At 44.0% G+C, this 17,679-nt stretch carries 12 protein-coding genes; 11 read left to right on the top strand and 1 reads right to left on the bottom strand.

The genetic code is table 11. The annotated features are described in order from the left end of the window. The 7 genes from SNE26_RS28365 (at position 1) to SNE26_RS28395 (ending at position 13,602) form a co-directional block, all read left to right on the top strand. Entirely contained in the window at positions 1–2,361 is a 2,361-nt protein-coding gene (locus tag SNE26_RS28365; protein ID WP_321557187.1) for an ABC transporter permease, read from the top strand. Positions 2,362–2,450: 89 nt separating this feature from the next. After that, entirely contained in the window at positions 2,451–4,844 is a 2,394-nt protein-coding gene (locus SNE26_RS28370) for an ABC transporter permease (RefSeq protein ID WP_321557188.1), read from the top strand. Positions 4,845–5,261: 417 nt separating this feature from the next. Continuing rightward, the gene (gene secA, locus SNE26_RS28375; protein WP_321557189.1) at positions 5,262–8,573 is read left to right on the top strand and encodes a preprotein translocase subunit SecA; all 3,312 of its coding nucleotides are present in this window, start codon (positions 5,262–5,264) and stop codon (positions 8,571–8,573) included. A gap of 130 nt (positions 8,574–8,703) precedes the next feature. Then, entirely contained in the window at positions 8,704–9,168 is a 465-nt protein-coding gene (locus tag SNE26_RS28380; RefSeq protein ID WP_321557190.1) for an SPOR domain-containing protein, read from the top strand. Continuing rightward, entirely contained in the window at positions 9,161–10,351 is a 1,191-nt protein-coding gene (locus SNE26_RS28385) for an amidohydrolase (RefSeq protein ID WP_321557191.1), read from the top strand. The genes SNE26_RS28380 and SNE26_RS28385 overlap by 8 nt, the downstream gene beginning before the upstream one ends. Before the next feature lie 119 nt (positions 10,352–10,470). After that, a complete protein-coding gene (locus SNE26_RS28390; protein WP_321557192.1) occupies positions 10,471–11,397 on the top strand; it encodes a hypothetical protein in 927 nt (308 codons plus the stop codon). Positions 11,398–11,688: 291 nt separating this feature from the next. After that, positions 11,689–13,602 carry a gliding motility-associated C-terminal domain-containing protein gene (locus tag SNE26_RS28395; protein ID WP_321557193.1) on the top strand — a complete coding sequence of 638 codons (1,914 nt, stop codon included), beginning with the start codon at positions 11,689–11,691 and terminating at the stop codon, positions 13,600–13,602. 64 nt (positions 13,603–13,666) lie between these two features. On the opposite strand, the gene SNE26_RS28400 is transcribed toward SNE26_RS28395, so the two are convergent. Further along, positions 13,667–14,188 carry an NADPH-dependent FMN reductase gene (locus SNE26_RS28400; protein ID WP_321557194.1) on the bottom strand — a complete coding sequence of 174 codons (522 nt, stop codon included), beginning with the start codon at positions 14,186–14,188 and terminating at the stop codon, positions 13,667–13,669. 300 nt (positions 14,189–14,488) lie between these two features. Between SNE26_RS28400 and SNE26_RS28405 the strand changes: the two genes are divergently transcribed. The 4 genes from SNE26_RS28405 to dapB are packed head-to-tail and all read left to right on the top strand — an operon-like array spanning position 14,489 to position 17,670. Continuing rightward, positions 14,489–15,292, top strand: coding sequence for an AAA family ATPase (locus tag SNE26_RS28405; RefSeq protein WP_321557195.1), 804 nt, complete (start codon positions 14,489–14,491; stop codon positions 15,290–15,292). 3 nt (positions 15,293–15,295) lie between these two features. Next, positions 15,296–16,207, top strand: a complete 912-nt coding sequence (locus SNE26_RS28410; RefSeq protein ID WP_321557196.1) for a ParB/RepB/Spo0J family partition protein — start codon at positions 15,296–15,298, stop codon at positions 16,205–16,207. Between the two features lie 12 nt (positions 16,208–16,219). Beyond that, entirely contained in the window at positions 16,220–16,897 is a 678-nt protein-coding gene (locus SNE26_RS28415; RefSeq protein ID WP_321557197.1) for a DUF5683 domain-containing protein, read from the top strand. 23 nt (positions 16,898–16,920) lie between these two features. Beyond that, positions 16,921–17,670 (top strand): 4-hydroxy-tetrahydrodipicolinate reductase, encoded by a 750-nt coding sequence (gene dapB / locus SNE26_RS28420; RefSeq protein ID WP_321557198.1) that lies wholly within the window; start codon positions 16,921–16,923, stop codon positions 17,668–17,670. Positions 17,671–17,679: the final 9 nt, after the last annotated feature.

Raw genomic sequence — 17,679 nt, forward strand, 5'->3', positions numbered from 1 at the left:
ATGTTAAAGAATTACCTCAAAATCGCATTCCGCAACATTGTTAAAAACAAGGTGCATGCCTTTATTAACATTGCGGGTTTATCGGTAGGGATGGCGGTGGCTATGCTTATCGGCCTTTGGATCTGGGACGAGCTATCGTTTGATAAGTACCATAGCACCTATAACCGAATGGGGCAGATCATGGTTACACAAACGGCAAACGGAGAAACGCCTACTTTTCGATCGACTGTAGTGCCGCTGAGTGCTGAATTGCGCACTAAGTATGCCAGCGATTTTAAACATACTTCGCTTTTTTGGGGTGGGGCGCATATTCTTTCGGCAGGTGATAAAAAGATATCACAAATTGGGGCCTGGGCCGAAGGTGATTTGCCGGCTATGCTTGCGTTGAAAATGGTAAAAGGCAGTTATACCGAATTCAGGGATCCCTCATCAATAGTTATATCTCAATCAATTGCCAAAGCGCTGTTTGGTAATGCCGATCCGGTGAATAAAACTATCAAGGCTGATAATCAAACAAACCTAAAAGTTATTGGCGTATATGAAGACCTGCCACGCAATACTTCATTTTATGAAACAAAGTTCCTGATGCCCTTTTTTAACAAAAATAATTGGTGGAGCACGCAAACGGGAGCATGGGACAATCATGGCTGCTCATTGTATGTTCAACTGGCCGATAATGTGGATTTTGATAAAGTATCGGCCAAGATCAGGAACATTACCAAGCCACATTTTAAGATGAATGATGAAAGCATACAGGTGCATCCTATGAGCAAATGGCACCTGTATAGCGATTTTAAAAACAGCAAACCTGTTGGTGGACTGATTGAAATGGTTTGGCTGTTTGGTATTATCGGTGTATTTGTATTGTTATTGGCTTGCATCAATTTCATGAACCTGAGCACTGCCCGAAGCGAAAAACGCGCCAAAGAAGTAGGGATCAGAAAATCTATCGGCTCCATGCGCTCACAGCTCATCAACCAGTTTTTAAGCGAATCGGTAATATTTGCCTGTTTGGCGCTGGTAGTTACACTGGGTATAGTTTTGATAGCGCTGCCATCATTTAATCATATTGCCGATAAACAAATAGCTATGCCATTTAGCAATGTTTGGTTTTGGCTCCTGGCTTTGGGTTTTACCTTATTTACAGGCGTCATAGCAGGCAGTTATCCGGCATTTTACCTCTCATCATTTGAACCGGTGAAGGTTTTAAAGGGGACTTTCAAGGTTGGCCGTTTTGCGTCCCTGCCGCGTAAGGTTTTGGTTGTTGTACAGTTTACGGTATCCATAGCGCTGATTATCGGTACTATCGTCGTGTTCAGGCAAATCCAGTATGCTAAAGACAGGCCGGTGGGTTATTCGCGCGCGGGCTTGCTTTCTATCGAAATGAAGACTCCTGAGATTTATGGACATTATGAAACCATGCGTAACGACCTGATCCAAACCGGTGCGGTTGAAGATATGGCCGAATCGAACAGCACTACTACAGAGATTTGGGCAAATAACGGAGGTTTCGACTGGGAGGGCAAGCCTGCGGGCTTCGACCCAACTTTTGGTACCGTTGCTACAACTTATGATTTTGGGCATACCGTAGGCTGGAAGATTATCCAGGGGCGCGATTTTTCAAGAAACTTCCCGACAGATACCGGGGCTTTTATCCTGAACGAATCGGCAGTGAAAATGAGCGGCATTAAAAATCCGGTAGGGAAAGTGATCAGGTGGAACAAACAGGATCATGTTGTTACCGGCGTTGTGAAGGATATGGTGATGGAATCGCCTTACAAAAAACCGGTAGCTACTGTATTTATGATGTTGCCGGGCTGGGTTAACTTCATAACGCTGAGGGTTAAACCAACCATGCCCATGCAGGAGGCTTTAAAAAAGATAGAACCGGTGTTCAAAAAATATAACCCCGGCAGCCCGTTTGATTTTAAGTTTAATGATGATGAGTACGCAAGCAAGTTTTCGGATGAACAGCGGATAGGGAACCTGGCTACCATATTTGCCGTGCTGGCTATATTTATATCGTGCCTTGGCTTATTCGGCCTGGCTTCATTTGTTGCCGAACAGCGCATCAAGGAGATAGGGGTGCGCAAAGTATTGGGTGCTTCGGTAGCTAATCTTTGGCGGTTGCTCTCCACCGAGTTTGTGGTTTTAGTTACGATATCCCTCTTTATAGCTATTCCTGCAACATACTATTACATGAACAATTGGCTGCATAAGTATGAGTACCGGTCGACCATAACCTGGTGGATCTTCGCGGCATCAGGAGTTGGGGCTGTGGTAATTACTTTGCTAACGGTAAGCTATCATGCTATAAAGGCGGCGCTGGCCAACCCGGTGAAGAATTTGAGGAGTGAGTAAGACCTCACCCAACCCTTTCCAAAGGAGAGGGCTAAAAATTATTATTAAAATCAAAGATCCCTCCCCTTTGGGGAGGTTAGGAGGGGTAAATGTTTAAAAACTATTTAACCGTTGCGTGGCGAAACCTTGTTAAGAACAAGGCGCATACGTTTATTAATATCACGGGCTTATCGGTAGGGATGGCGGTGGCTATGCTTATTGGGCTTTGGATTTGGGACGAGTTATCATACAATAAGAATTTCGATAACTACGACAGGATAGTTCAGGTATGGCAAAATCAAACTTTTAACGGGGTAACAGGTTCGCAAACCGCTATGCCTATACCTTTGGGGTATAAGTTAAGGGATGATTATAAACACGATTTTAAATATGTGGTGCTTTCTTCCTGGAACTACGGGCATATTATGGCCTACGGCGAAAAAAAACTCACTAAAGAGGGAAGTTATATGCAAGCCGAAGCGCCTGATCTGCTTACTTTAAAAATGCTGAAAGGCACACGTGATGGTTTGAAAGACAAATCGTCTGTTTTACTTTCAGCTTCATTGGCTAAGGCTTTGTTTGGTGATACCGACCCGATGTTTAAAACCATCAAAATTGATAATGTTTGGAATGTTAAAGTGACCGGGGTTTATGAAGACATGCCGCATAATTCTGAATTTCGTGAATTGGGTTTTATAGCGCCATGGGATTTGTATATGACCACCGCAGCCTGGTTAAAACGGGCGGAAACACGCTGGGGCAATAATTCCTGGCAAATCTTTGCGCAATTGAAGCCCGGGGTTGATGCCGGCAAAGTATCGGCCGAGATCAAAGATCTTAAATTACACGCCATTAAAGCCCAGGGCGATGATGTTGGTGCCAGCTTTAAACCGGTAGTGTTTCTGCATCCAATGAGTAAATGGCATCTTTATTCAAGCTTTAAAGATGGCTTTAATGTTGGCGGCGATGTCAAATTTGTGTGGATGTTTGGTATTATCGGCGTGTTTGTGCTGATGCTGGCTTGTATCAATTTCATGAACCTGAGCACAGCCCGTAGCGAAAAGCGTGCTAAGGAAGTGGGGATCCGCAAAACAGTAGGTTCGTTAAGGAGCCAGCTGATCAGTCAGTTTTTTATTGAGTCGGTAATATTAGCTTTGTTTGCTTTTTTAATTTCGGTTTTGCTGGCGCAGCTTACGCTGTCGTGGTTTAATGCCGTGGCCGATAAAACAATGCACATCCTTTGGGGAAATGCGGTTTTTTGGTTGTTGGGTTTAAGTTTCAGCATTATTACCGGGCTGATAGCGGGAAGCTATCCTGCATTTTACCTGTCGTCCTTTCGGCCGGTTAAAGTTTTGAAGGGCACATTCAAAGCGGGCCGCTATGCGGCAATACCCCGTAAGGTGCTTGTGGTATTACAGTTTGCCGTGTCGGTTACTTTGATCATAGGTACCATCATAGTGTTCAGGCAGGTGCAGTACACCAAAAACAGGCCTATCGGCTATGAACGTACGGGGCTGGTACAGATAGATATGCGCACCGATGAAATTCATAAACATTTTGAAGCCGTAAGGAACGATCTGCTTAAATCGGGGGCTATTATTGAAATTGCCGAGTCGGGTAGCCCGCTTACCGCGGTGTATTCAAACAATAGCGGCCTAAACTGGCGGGGTAAACCTGCAGGTTTACAGGACGACTTTGCCACGATAACACTTAGCCCGGAATTTGGCAGAGTTGCCCAGTGGAAATTGATTGAAGGCCGCGATTTTGAACGCAATAAAGTGGGCGATTCATCAAGTATGATCATCAATGAAACTGCCGCCCGCTTCATGAATTTTAAACACGCTGTTGGCGAAACAATAGACTGGGGCAAAAAATTCAAGATCATCGGTGTAGTGAAGGATATGGTGATGTCGTCGCCATACGAACCGGTTAAGTCCTCAATATTTGTGCTGGATAATGATCCGGGCGGGCTTGTCGATATCCGCTTAAATTCAAAAATGAGTGCCCATGATGCTATTGCTAAGATAGAGGCCGTTTTTAAACAATATGCCCCCGGCAGCCCCTTCGAATATAAGTTTACAGATGAAGAGTATGCCCGTAAGTTCACCAATGAGGAACGGATAGGCAAACTGGCCGGTTTCTTTACACTGCTGGCCATCTTTATCAGCTGTATGGGTTTATTCGGTATGGCATCATTCATGGCCGAACAGCGCACTAAAGAAATTGGTGTACGCAAAGTGCTGGGTGCTTCGGTATTCAGCCTATGGCAATTAATGTCGAAGGAATTTGTGCTCCTGGTGTCGGTATCATTGTTGATAGCCATACCAATAGCTTATTACTTTATGCAGGGCTGGCTGCAGGATTATAAATACCGGGCCGATTTATCATGGTGGATATTTGGCCTCACCGCAATAGGGGCTATCGCCATAACGCTGCTCACGGTAAGTTATCAAAGCATCAAAGCAGCTTCTATGAATCCCGTAAAAAGTTTGAAAACGGAATAGAATGGTTAGTAATTGGAGATCGGAGATCAGTTTTCACCAGTTGTCCTGCCCTCATGGTAACTGATCCGCTTCAAAGTAACGTATGCATGTTGTCGTAAGGACAGGAGGGGGTGGGGAGTCTTCTGAACCTGAATTAAAGAGATTAAGGAGTTTATCGGATTTGCCAAGCTTCTGTTAGTTCATTAAATCTTATAAATTCAGGTTCAGACATTATCCTGTAAATCCTCTAACTCTGCAAATTCTGATTCAAGACAACAACAATAACAAACACCGTAATGTCAATCTTACATCCTGTGCAGCGCTTTAAGGTATTATCCTTTCGGCATTCGGCGCAAAATCTTACATTTGCCTGTCAATTTGGCTCTAATAGCCGCTATGGCGCAATTGTTGAACCGGGTTGTATCATAATAAAATAATATGTTAGATTTTATCAGTAAGCTTTTCGGAAGCAAATCAGAACGGGATGTAAAAAGTATACAGCCTATAGTTGAGAAAATTAAGGCTGAATATGCAAAACTTGGCTCCCTGAGTAATGATGAGCTTAGGGCTAAGACCATATATTTTAAAGAAACCATTGCCGAAGGCCTTTCTGGCATCGACAGTGAAATACAGGGCATTAAAGATCGTACAGAAAACGAGCTTGATATGGATGTAGCAGAAAAGGTTGAGCTTTATACTCAACTTGATAAGCTTGAAAAAGACCGTAATAAAGAGCTTGAAGATATATTGATGAATATATTGCCGGAGGCATTTGCTGTAGTTAAAGAAACAGCAAGCCGCCTGTCTGCCAATAGTTCATTAGAAGTTACCGCTACCGAGTTTGACCGCACCCTTGCTGCCCGCAAACCCAACGTTACTATTAAAGGCGATAAAGCTTTTCATAGCAGCACCTGGATTGCAGCCGGCAACGAAGTTACCTGGAACATGGTTCATTATGATGTACAGCTGATTGGCGGTACCGTACTGCACCAGGGTAAAATATCAGAAATGGCAACAGGTGAAGGTAAAACGCTGGTAGCCACGCTGCCTGCATACCTGAACGCATTGGCAGGTCAGGGTGTTCACATCGTAACCGTGAATGATTACCTGGCCCGCAGGGATAGTGAGTGGATGGGGCCGCTGTATGAGTTCCATGGTTTATCAGTTGATTGTATCGATAAGCATGAGCCAAACTCTGAGCAGCGCCGTGCCGCTTACCTTGCTGATATTACTTTTGGTACCAATAACGAATTTGGTTTTGATTACCTGCGTGACAATATGACACGCAGCCCGGAAGAGCTGGTACAACGCAAATTGCATTATGCCATGGTGGATGAGGTTGACTCCGTTTTAATTGACGATGCCCGTACACCTTTAATTATATCAGGCCCTATCCCACGTGGTGATGAGCATGAGTTTTATGAGTTGAAACCACGCATTGAGCGTTTGGTTAACGCGCAAAAAAACTATGTTAACGGCGTATTGAACGAAGCTAAAAAAGCGATTAACGATGGTAATACTGATGTTGACGGCGGTGGTTTAGCTTTATTACGTGCTTTCCGTGGTTTGCCAAAAAGCAAGGCATTAATCAAATTTTTGAGTGAAGGCGGTAACCGTACCATATTGCAAAAGGTAGAGAACCACTACATGCAGGACCAGGGCAAGGAAATGCCAAAGGTTGACTCTGAGCTATTCTTCGTTATTGACGAAAAGAACAACCAGGTTGAGCTTTCTGAAAAAGGTATCGAACTGATTACCGCTTCAGGCGAGGACCCTCACTTCTTTGTAATGCCTGATGTAGGTACTGAAATTGCCGAGATCGAAAAATCAGCATTAAGTACCGAAGAAAAGATTGCCCGCAAGGATGAGCTGATGCGTGATTTCTCCATTAAATCTGAGCGGATCCACTCGGTTAACCAATTGTTGAAAGCTTATACGCTGTTTGAAAAAGATACCGAATACATTCTTGACGAAGGCAAGGTGAAAATAGTTGATGAGCAAACCGGTCGTGTATTGGATGGCCGCCGTTACTCTGATGGTTTACACCAGGCTATTGAGGCTAAAGAGAATGTAAAGGTTGAGGATGCTACCCAAACCTTTGCTACTATCACCCTGCAAAACTACTTCAGGATGTACCACAAGCTTTGCGGCATGACCGGTACAGCTGTTACTGAAGCGGGCGAGTTTTGGGAGATCTATAAACTGGATGTAGTTGAAATACCAACCAACTCCGCCATCACCCGCGAAGACAGGCAGGATTTGGTTTACCGTACCGTACGTGAAAAATACAATGCTGTTGCCGAAGAGATCGTTAAGCTAACACAAGCCGGCCGCCCGGTACTGGTAGGTACAACATCTGTTGAAATTTCTGAATTATTGAGCCGTATGCTTAAGCTGCGCGGTATCAAACATAACGTACTGAACGCCAAAATGCACCAGAAAGAGGCCGATATTGTGGCCGAAGCCGGTAAAGCAGGCACGGTGACCATTGCTACCAACATGGCTGGTCGTGGTACGGATATTAAATTGGGCCCAGGCGTTAAAGACGCGGGCGGTTTAGCCATTGTAGGTACCGAGCGCCATGAGTCGCGCCGTGTTGACAGGCAGTTGCGCGGTCGTTCAGGTCGCCAGGGTGACCCGGGTTCTTCACAGTTCTTTGTATCGTTAGAGGATAACCTGATGCGTTTATTCGGATCAGAGCGAATTTCCAGCCTGATGGTACGTATGGGTATTGAAGAAGGCGAGGTGATCCAGCACTCCATGATCTCTAAATCAATTGAGCGTGCACAGAAAAAAGTGGAAGAAAACAACTTCGGGATTCGTAAACGCTTACTGGAATATGACGACGTGATGAACTCACAGCGTACGGTGATCTACACTAAACGTAAAAACGCCCTGTTTGGCGAACGTTTGGATGTTGACCTGAGCAACACCATTTTTGATGTAGTTGAGGACATTGTTACCGAATATAAAGAAAGTGCCAACTACGAAGGCTTTAAGCTTGAAGTGATCCGTTTATTCTCGGTTGATATGGAGATTGATGCTGATACATTCACTGCTAAATCAATCCCGGCACTTACTGATGAAGTGTTCCAAACCGTAATGGATTTCTATAAACGTAAACAGGAAGCTGTTGCACAACAGGCTTACCCGGTTATTAAAGACGTTTATGAAACCCGCGGTCAATACGTGGAAAATATTGTTGTTCCTTTCAGTGATGGTATTCACGGCATCCAGGTAGCTGTTCCGCTTAAAAAAGCGGTTGATAACCATGGTCACGAGGTGTTTAAATCTTTCGAGAAAAACGTTACCCTGTACCTGATCGATGATGCATGGAAAGAGCACCTGCGCGAAATGGACGAGTTAAAACAATCGGTACAAAACGCGGTTTACGAACAAAAGGACCCATTATTGGTTTACAAGTTTGAAGCGTTTGAGCTTTTCCGTGGCATGTTAGCCAATGTGAACAAGGAAATTGTAAGCTTCCTGTTCCGCGGGGGCATCCCGGTTCAGCAACAGGCCGAAGAGGTAAGGGAAGCAAAGCCCGAACCAAAGCTCGACCTGCGCAAAATGAAAACCACCAAGGCCGAAGTAGTAAGCGAGAGCAACGGTGTGCCTATGGATGATTTTCCCCAGGAGCCGCAAAAAATCACCCCGGTAAGGGTTGAAAACAAAATTGGCCGTAATGACCCCTGCCCTTGCGGTAGCGGTAAAAAATACAAAAACTGCCACGGCGTAGGGCAGAATTAAGACTATCCTTGAAAACGTCATCCTGAACTTGTTTCAGGATCTCATAGAACAGGTCGCAGCCATGTAGTCGACCATGCTTGTGAGGTGCCGAAACAAGTTCGGCATGACAATATTTTATTAGATAAAAAGAATGAAAAAAGCAGTATTTGATCAATCAGCTAAACCGGCCATTATCAGATTCTGCTTTTTTGTTTTATTACTAATAGCATCAACCCAAACCTTTGCCCAAACCCGTGGCAAGGTTGAAGTAATAAAAGACCCACTGGTTGACAGCCTGATAGCCAAAAGGTTTACGCTGAACAGCATAGCGGGTACCGATGCAGCCGGTTATTCATCCTATGGGTACCGGGTGCAGTTCTTCAGCGGCTCAAACCGTAAGGATGCCTACAACGCACAAAACCGCTTGCAGCAGCAATATCCCGAACTGCGTACCTACATCAGTTACCGCGAGCCCAACTTTAAAGTAAAAGCAGGTGATTTCCGCACCCGCCTCGAAGCCGAAAAACTGGTACAGGAGCTGCGCTCATCGTTTTCGAGCATATTCATCATTTCCGAAAAAATAAACCTCCCTAAAACGGATCCTAATAATGATTAAAGAGCAAATACAGGAATTATCCGCAAAAATATTCAATGAGGTAGTGGCTAACCGCCGTCACCTGCATGCCAACCCCGAGCTTTCATTTCATGAATTGCAAACCTCGGTTTTTGTAGCCAACAAGCTTGAAGAGCTTGGTTTGGAATACCACAAAATGGCTGATACCGGATTGGTAGCCCTCATCAAAGGCGAAAAGCCATCTGATGCGGGCAATGTTGTTGCCCTGCGTGCCGATATGGATGCCCTGCCGATACTGGAAGCCAATGATGTTCCGTATAAATCGCAAAACCCGGGGGTAATGCATGCCTGCGGTCATGATGCGCACACTTCATCGTTGTTAGGCACAGCTAAAATATTAACCGAATTGAAAAGCCAGTTTGCGGGTACGGTTAAACTGATCTTTCAGCCCGCCGAAGAAAAACTGCCCGGCGGCGCAAGTCTCATGATTAAGGAAGGCGTTTTGGAAAATCCAAAACCGGCCGCCGTATTAGGGCAGCATGTGATGCCTTTGATAGATGCGGGGAAGGTAGGCTTCCGTGCGGGTAAATACATGGCCTCAACTGATGAGCTGTATGTTACCGTTAAAGGTAAAGGCGGTCACGGCGCACAGCCGCAACAAAATATCGATCCGGTAATCATTACTGCTCATATATTAACTGCCCTGCAGCAGGTAATTAGCCGCTTCGCCGATCCAAAAAGCCCGTCAGTATTATCATTTGGTAAAGTAATTGCCAACGGTGCAACTAACGTTATCCCTAATGAGGTTTACCTGGAGGGTACTTTCCGTACCATGGATGAGAAATGGCGTGAGGAAGCCCATAAACGTATGAAAAAAATGGCCGAAGGCATTGCCGAAAGCATGGGCGGAAGCTGCGATTTCAATATCATGCGTGGTTATCCGTTCCTCATTAATGAAGAAAAATTGACCCACGCCACCCGGGCTCATGCTGAAGATTATTTAGGTAAAGAAAACGTGCTCGACCTTGACATCTGGATGGCTGCCGAAGATTTTGCTTATTACTCACAGGCTGCCAGCAGTTGTTTCTATCGCCTCGGTACCCGTAATGAGGCCCGCGGTATCACTTCATCTGTACATACACCAACTTTTGATGTGGAAGAAGATGCATTTAAAGTAAGCACAGGGTTGATGGCTTATTTAGCGGTTAAGCAGTTAGGGAATTAAAATTACTAAAAAAACGTCATGCCGAACTTGTTTCGGCACCTCAAAAGCATGGTCGTCAGCATGATGGCGACCATGCTTGTGGAATCCTGAAACAAGTTCAGGATGACTTACTCAATTTAATGAAAAAACTACTCCTGATCCTTATCCTTGCTTCAACAGGCCTGCTTGCAAAAGCCCAGCAGATCAATCGCTTTAATCCGGATACCATTCGTACTATCGTTATCGATTCGCTGGTTGATATCCGCTCGCATAAACTCAATGCGCAGGATTTTATTGATGCTGTACTGGCCGATACCGGCTTTTACAAAGCCTTCCAAAATATGAAAAGCTTCGGCTTTACTGCCGAAAACCGCATTTTTACTTACGACAATAAGAATAAAGTAAATGGGCGCATCTACCGCAAGATACTGCACAGCAATGCAGCCGGTAAGCATAAAATAGAATACGTAGCCAAAAAGGACAGTGGAGATGTTTACAAAAAGAACGGCAAGTACCAGCTGTACACCGTTGAGATGTTCGACTTTATTTTCATGAACGCCTATAACTCTGATTTCACCAAAGGCGATGCCCTGCCGGGTTCGGGAGGTAAAAATGAATCGTACAAAAGCAAACTCAAAACGCTGATCTTTACGCCGGGGCGCAAAGTAAGTGGAATCCCTTTCATCAGCAGTAAAACAGAGATCTTTTCGGCCGACATGCGCCAGTATTATTATTACGAATTTGCCCGTGGCAAATACCTCGATACTATTCCTGTTTATCGTTTTAAGGTAAGGTGCAAGCCCAGCACATCCGACAGTGACACCATGATCAAGGAAATGACCACCATTTTTGATGAGCGCACTTTCCAGATCCTGGGCCGGTATATCGATATGAAGTTCAGCAATATGTTCTTTGATTTTAATGTGCAGATGAACATCGAACTTAACAATTTTGACGGTGAACCACTACCCACCAAAATCACCTACCAGGGCAACTGGAATATTCCTTTTCATAAAGAAGAGCGTGCGAGTTTTTTAATTGTACATAAGGATTATAAGAAGGAGTAGGTGCCCCCTAACCCCCTAAAGGGGGAATGGTAAAAAAGCATATACAGCCGCGGGGGTTTAACCCGTGGCTGTAGCATAACTGGAACATTGCTTTCCACAAAGGAGGAGCGGACGGGCATTTGAGTAAGTGCTTGTTTTGCAGCATGAAATATATTCTTGATTTAACCGGTTTTATGCGCCGGCGTAGCCAAAAAAATATATTTTTGGTAGCTCGATGTTTATATTTTCCGCCGGTTAATGCATTTGAATTCCGTTAAATTATTTCTGTCAGTTTTACTTGCTATAACTTATATGCAAGTTAAAAGGCAGACAGCCGTTTGTAACGGAAGTTATGGTGATCCGGTAGTGAAACTTGATTTTGGATCTGGGGTTAATACTATTGGAGGCCCATTATCGCCAGGCATTACAAGCATGACATACGTACCCGATTGTGCCAATGACGGTCAATATTCTATTGTAAGCAGTCAAACCGGATGTCATGATACATGGCATACGGTAAATCATGATCATACAGGCAATGCAGGAGGCTACATGATGCTCGTGAACGCATCATATGCGCCGAGCGTTTTTTTTACGGAAACAAAAGATCTTAATCTTTGCGAAAACACGACTTATGAGTTCTCGGCATATGTGCTTAACCTGATGAAGCTCTCATCAAGCGATGCAAACACTGTGCAGCCCGATTTACTGTTTACCATAAAAAAGCCGGATGGAACAGTGTTAGCCCAGTATGATACAAATACCATACAGCCTACCGCAAACCCCGAATGGATTAAATATAGTGTGCCATTTTCAACAGGTGCCGGTGTTACTCAAATTGTGCTGGAAATAAGAAATAATGGCCCGGGTGGCTACGGAAACGACTTGCTGCTTGATGATATTGAATTCCGGGCTTGCGGTCCTACTATTAAGGTGGGGTTTACCACAGTTGACGACACGCAACCTAAAAATATTTGTAAAGGGCAGGTTCAAAATTATACCCTAATTGCCGATCTGAACAATGGCTACATTAATCCTAAAGAGCAATGGCAAAGCAGTACCGACGGTGGTGTTAACTGGGTAAATATACCCGGAGCAACAAATCTCAGTTATTCATTTCAATTTGATGTAAATAAACCGGCAGGCACTTATCTGTATAGAATGGCTGCTGCCGAGGGGGATAATATTAATTCGCCAACTTGCCGTGTTTATTCGGATGTGCGCACTGTAACGGTTAGTGCTTACCTTGACAAACCATCCATTACCGCTCCGCCGGTATGCGAAGGGGACGCGCTTATACTTACCGCAAATGCACCTGGTGCAATAAGTCATGAATGGAGCGGTCCTGGTGTTACGGCTGCTAATAAAGCTCAAAACCCTTTGGTTATTGATAATGCTACTATTGCAGCAGTAGGTGACTATCAGGTTACTATAGTTTCGGCTGGTGGATGTCCAACCCTATCGGATAAAGTGAAGGCAACTGTCAATTTAAAACCTGTGATACCGCTTATCACCCCCGCTCCAATTTGTAAGGGCAGCGCCACCATTCTCAATGAAACTACCCCTAATGCCAAAAGCTATAGCTGGTTGCCGGTTACCGGGTTATCTGATCCAACCTCAGCAAGTCCTGCCGCCATGCCTGCCGAAACCACTATCTATACTGTAACTGTAACCAGCAATGAGGGGTGTACAGCAACCCAAACGGTAACCGTAACGGTTATGCCTATACCCGAGGCAAGTATAAGTCCGCAAAAAAAGATCTTTGAGGGGCAGTCAGTAGTACTGGATGCCGAGGCAAAATATGCCGGCAGTTATTTATGGAGCCCGGCAAACGGACTTGATGATCCAACCAAACTAAACCCTGTTGCCAGTCCTACCGATGATATTACTTATACCCTAAAAGCTTCATCAGGTATTGGCTGTGGATCTGTTAATGTTTCTGTTTTTGTGCGGGTTTATAAAAAAATTGTCATCCCAACCACGTTTTCGCCTAATGGAGATGGCTTAAATGATTACTGGGATATCGAAGCTTTATCAACCTATCCGCAAAGTACGATGAATGTTTTTAACCGCAGCGGGCAAAAAGTATATACCTCTACAGGTTACGATAAACCCTGGAATGGAGCCTATAAAGGCTATATTTTACCTTCGGGTACTTATTACTATGTGATCGATCTTAAAAACAATGCACCATTATTATCGGGTTGGGTGCTTATTGTACATTGATTTCATTATTCTGGTATGATAAGCCATCAATCAGTGAATCAATCCAATCGGTGAAATCAAAGAATCAAAACTTGATGATCTTTTCTATCTGCTCGTTTACAAACTTTATGGTATCGGGTTTAAAAAGGTTGCCTTCTTCGTCAAACTCTTTGTGTATCGCGGCTATATGTAATTTGAGCGCCATAATGTTGAGGTGCAGGTAATGGCAAACGCCGGTAAAATGATCAACCCCACGAATGTTACCGTATTTGCCCGATGATAAGCCCACCAAAGCCGCTTTTTTATCATAAAAACTTTCGGGAAAGCTGCAGGCATCAATGAAAACCTTGAGCACGCCCGGAAAGCTGCCGTTATATTCGGGGATAAGGAATATGAATTTATCTGTATTGGTAATTATTTGCTGGATAGGCTCAAACTCTGCACTGCGTTTGTTGTAGAGATCGGTTTCAATAACGTTTGGCGGCAGTTGGGCAAGTGATAAAATGCCTGCGTCCACACCTTTGTCGTGAAGTTTTTGCCGGTAAACATTGGCAAGTTTGAGCGTTGAACTTCCTGGCCTGTTGGTTGATGATATTATGGTTATCATTTATTATTGGTAAATTGCTAAACGATCTGATGAGTATTATCGCTGTTGATTAACTTAGTAATATTTTGTGAATGAATGCTTTAATGATAAATATGATTAAGCAATAATATTCATTAATTGCTAAGCCGATAGTTCACTAATTGATCAATTTTGTTTGTAAATAGGCAAAAGCTGTGGAATTCTGCATTATTTAATTCCGTATCTTTATCACCGGATAAAAACTTTTACGAAAGTAGAAATTTCTGTTTCTATTTAACGTTGTTATAAATCATAGAACTATAAATTTTTTTAAACTATAGAATGAGTAAAATTATTGCTTTAGCCAACCAGAAAGGCGGCGTAGGGAAAACTACATCATCTATAAATCTGGCTGCAAGTTTAGCTGTATTAGATTATAAAACCTTGTTGGTTGACGCCGACCCGCAGGCAAATTCAACCTCGGGCATTGGTTTCGATCCCCGCAATATAAAAAATAGTATCTATGAATGTATCATCAATGAGGTTGACCCTCATGAGGCCATTCAGAAAACCGAAACTCCCAATCTTGACTTATTACCTGCGCACATTGACCTGGTAGGTGCCGAAATTGAAATGATCAATTTAAGCGGCCGCGAGTTTAAGATGAAACAGGTATTTGACAAGGTGCGTGACGAATATGATTTTATTATTATCGATTGTTCGCCTTCATTGGGTTTGATCACCATCAATGCTTTAACTGCGGCTGATTCGGTAATTGTACCGGTTCAGTGCGAGTATTTTGCGTTGGAGGGTTTGGGTAAATTGTTAAATACCATCAAAATTGTTCAATCGCGCCTTAACCCTCAGCTGGAAATTGAAGGGATCCTGTTAACCATGTATGATGTGCGTTTACGCCTGAGCAACCAGGTGGTTGATGAGGTTAAAACACATTTTGAGGATATGGTTTTTGACACCATTATACAGCGTAATACCCGTTTAAGCGAGGCGCCAAGCTTTGGCGTATCGGTAATTATGCATGATGCTACCTGTAAGGGTGCAATAAATTATTTAAACCTTGCCCGCGAAATTTTGGAAAAGAACGGACTGGTAAAGGGTGAATCGGCAACAGCTACAGCAACAGTATAGTAAATGAGTGGTGAAAAGAGAAATGCCCTGGGCAAGGGACTGAGTGCGCTATTGAACGACACGCCTAACGTACAACCATACCAAAACAGAAACAGGGAAACAGCAAGCCCTGCCGAGGTAAATGACCTTGGCTCGGTTAATGAAATACAACTGGCCGAAATTGAGGTTAACCCTTTTCAGCCCCGTACCGATTTTGATGAACAGGCATTGGCCGAGCTTTCAGAGTCGATCAAGCTGCAGGGCTTAATTCAGCCAATAACGCTCAGGAAAATTGGTGCGCATAAGTACCAGCTGATATCGGGCGAGCGTCGTTTTCGCGCATCAAAGCTGGCCGGCCTAACCCAGATCCCGGCTTATGTGCGCACCGCCAATGATCAGCAAATGCTGGAGATGGCGCTCATTGAAAACATTCAGCGCGAAAACCTGAATGCCATTGAAGTTGCCCTGAGTTTTCAGCGCATGATAGAGGAATGTAACCTGAAGCAGGAAGAATTGGGCGACAGGGTGAGCAAAAACCGGTCGACAGTGACCAACTACCTTCGCCTGTTAAGGTTGCCGCCGGTTATCCAGGCCTCTATTCGTGATGGCGAACTTTCAATGGGGCATGCCAAAGCTATTTTAACGCTAACCGATCCTGCCAAACAATTATTTATACATCAGCATATTATAAAGGAAGGTTTATCCGTTCGTAAGGTTGAAGAACTGGTAAGAGAGATGCAAAAGTCGCCGGTAAAAAAGGAAGGCAAACAGCCCGAGCCGGTATCATATCAGTTGCAAAAGATCCAGGATGACCTGGCTTCAAAATTTAGTACGAGGGTAAAACTAAAAGTTGGCAGCCGTGGAAGCGGTGTTATCGAGATCCCTTTCCTTTCGGAAGATGACCTTGGCCGCATCCTTGAAATGCTTGATTGGTAATTGTTAGCTATAATGTATAAATATCTGTTTTTTTTAGTTGTATCCGCTTTTTTTATTTCTGCCGCGCAGGCTCAGGTAGTTGATAGTACGGGGAGTAAAAAAAGTGATACGCTGAAAGTAAAGCATCCTGTTAAAACCCCGTCGGGCTCATTTGCCCCAAAGATTGATCCTGCCAAAGAAAAAATCTATCATCCCGATAGTACGCATATTCCGCATAAAGCAGTAATACATTCATTGATGATACCAGGCTGGGGACAGGTGTATAACCATAGGTGGTGGAAAGTGCCGCTAATTTACGGGGGACTGGGCTTATTAACATCAGCCATTATATACAACCAGCATTATTACAAGGAATATTTAACATTATCAAGATACCGCCAGGGTACTCCTCCTAATCCCGGCGACCCTTATTATACAGAATATAACCTTTATAAAGACGTGCCCGATGCCAACCTGAGCGATGCCCGTGAAAATTCGAGGCGTAACCGTGATTTGAGCATACTGGGCTTTTTAGCCGTATGGGGTATCCAGGCTGTTGATGCTTATATCGATGCCAAGTTCATCCACTCATATACGGTTGATAATAACCTGTCGTTCAAAGTAGCTCCGGGTATAATTAATCAGCCGGTTTATGCGCAGGGCGCTAATTATACTTATATTCCGGGTATAAAAGTTACCTTTACGTTTTAATAAGGAAAACCACAATACCTGAAATGAAGATAGCGTTACTTGGCTACGGAAAAATGGGCAAGATCATTGAAAAGATAGCCCTTAGCCGCAAGCATGAAATTGTACTTACCATTGATCATGAAACCCTTCATGACCTCACACCCGAAAACCTGCAAAAAGCAGATGTGGTAATTGAATTTACTACCCCGGCGTCCGTGTTATCAAATATTGAGCATTGCTTTAATGCCAATGTTCCTGTTGTTATTGGCACAACGGGTTGGTACGAACATTTGCCGGAAGTAAAACAGCAATGCATTGACGGGAATAAGGCACTACTATGGGCCTCAAACTTTAGCGTTGGTGTTAACGTGTTTTTCCATGTTAACAAGTTGCTGGCTAAAGTAATGAACCGGTACCCTTATTACGAGGTACAGGTTGAAGAGATCCACCATACCCAAAAAATGGATTCGCCAAGCGGTACAGCCATAACCATCGCCGAAGGCATCATTAACAACACCGACACCAAAAACGAGTGGGTTAATGTATTAACTACTGATGACAGCGATGACGATGCCAATGTTGCTCCTAACCAATTGCTTATAGAATCATTAAGGATAGACAGCGTGCCGGGTACGCACACTGTTATTTATGATTCGGAAGTGGACAGCATCGAATTTAAGCATACCGCCCATAACCGTAACGGTTTTGCTTTAGGCGCTGTACTGGCTGCCGAGTGGCTGCACGATAAAAAGGGCTTTTACTCTGTTGAAGCCATGTTTGATTTTAACAGCTAATAGCTTTTT

Source organism: Mucilaginibacter sp. cycad4, from assembly GCF_034263275.1.
Classification (GTDB): domain Bacteria; phylum Bacteroidota; class Bacteroidia; order Sphingobacteriales; family Sphingobacteriaceae; genus Mucilaginibacter.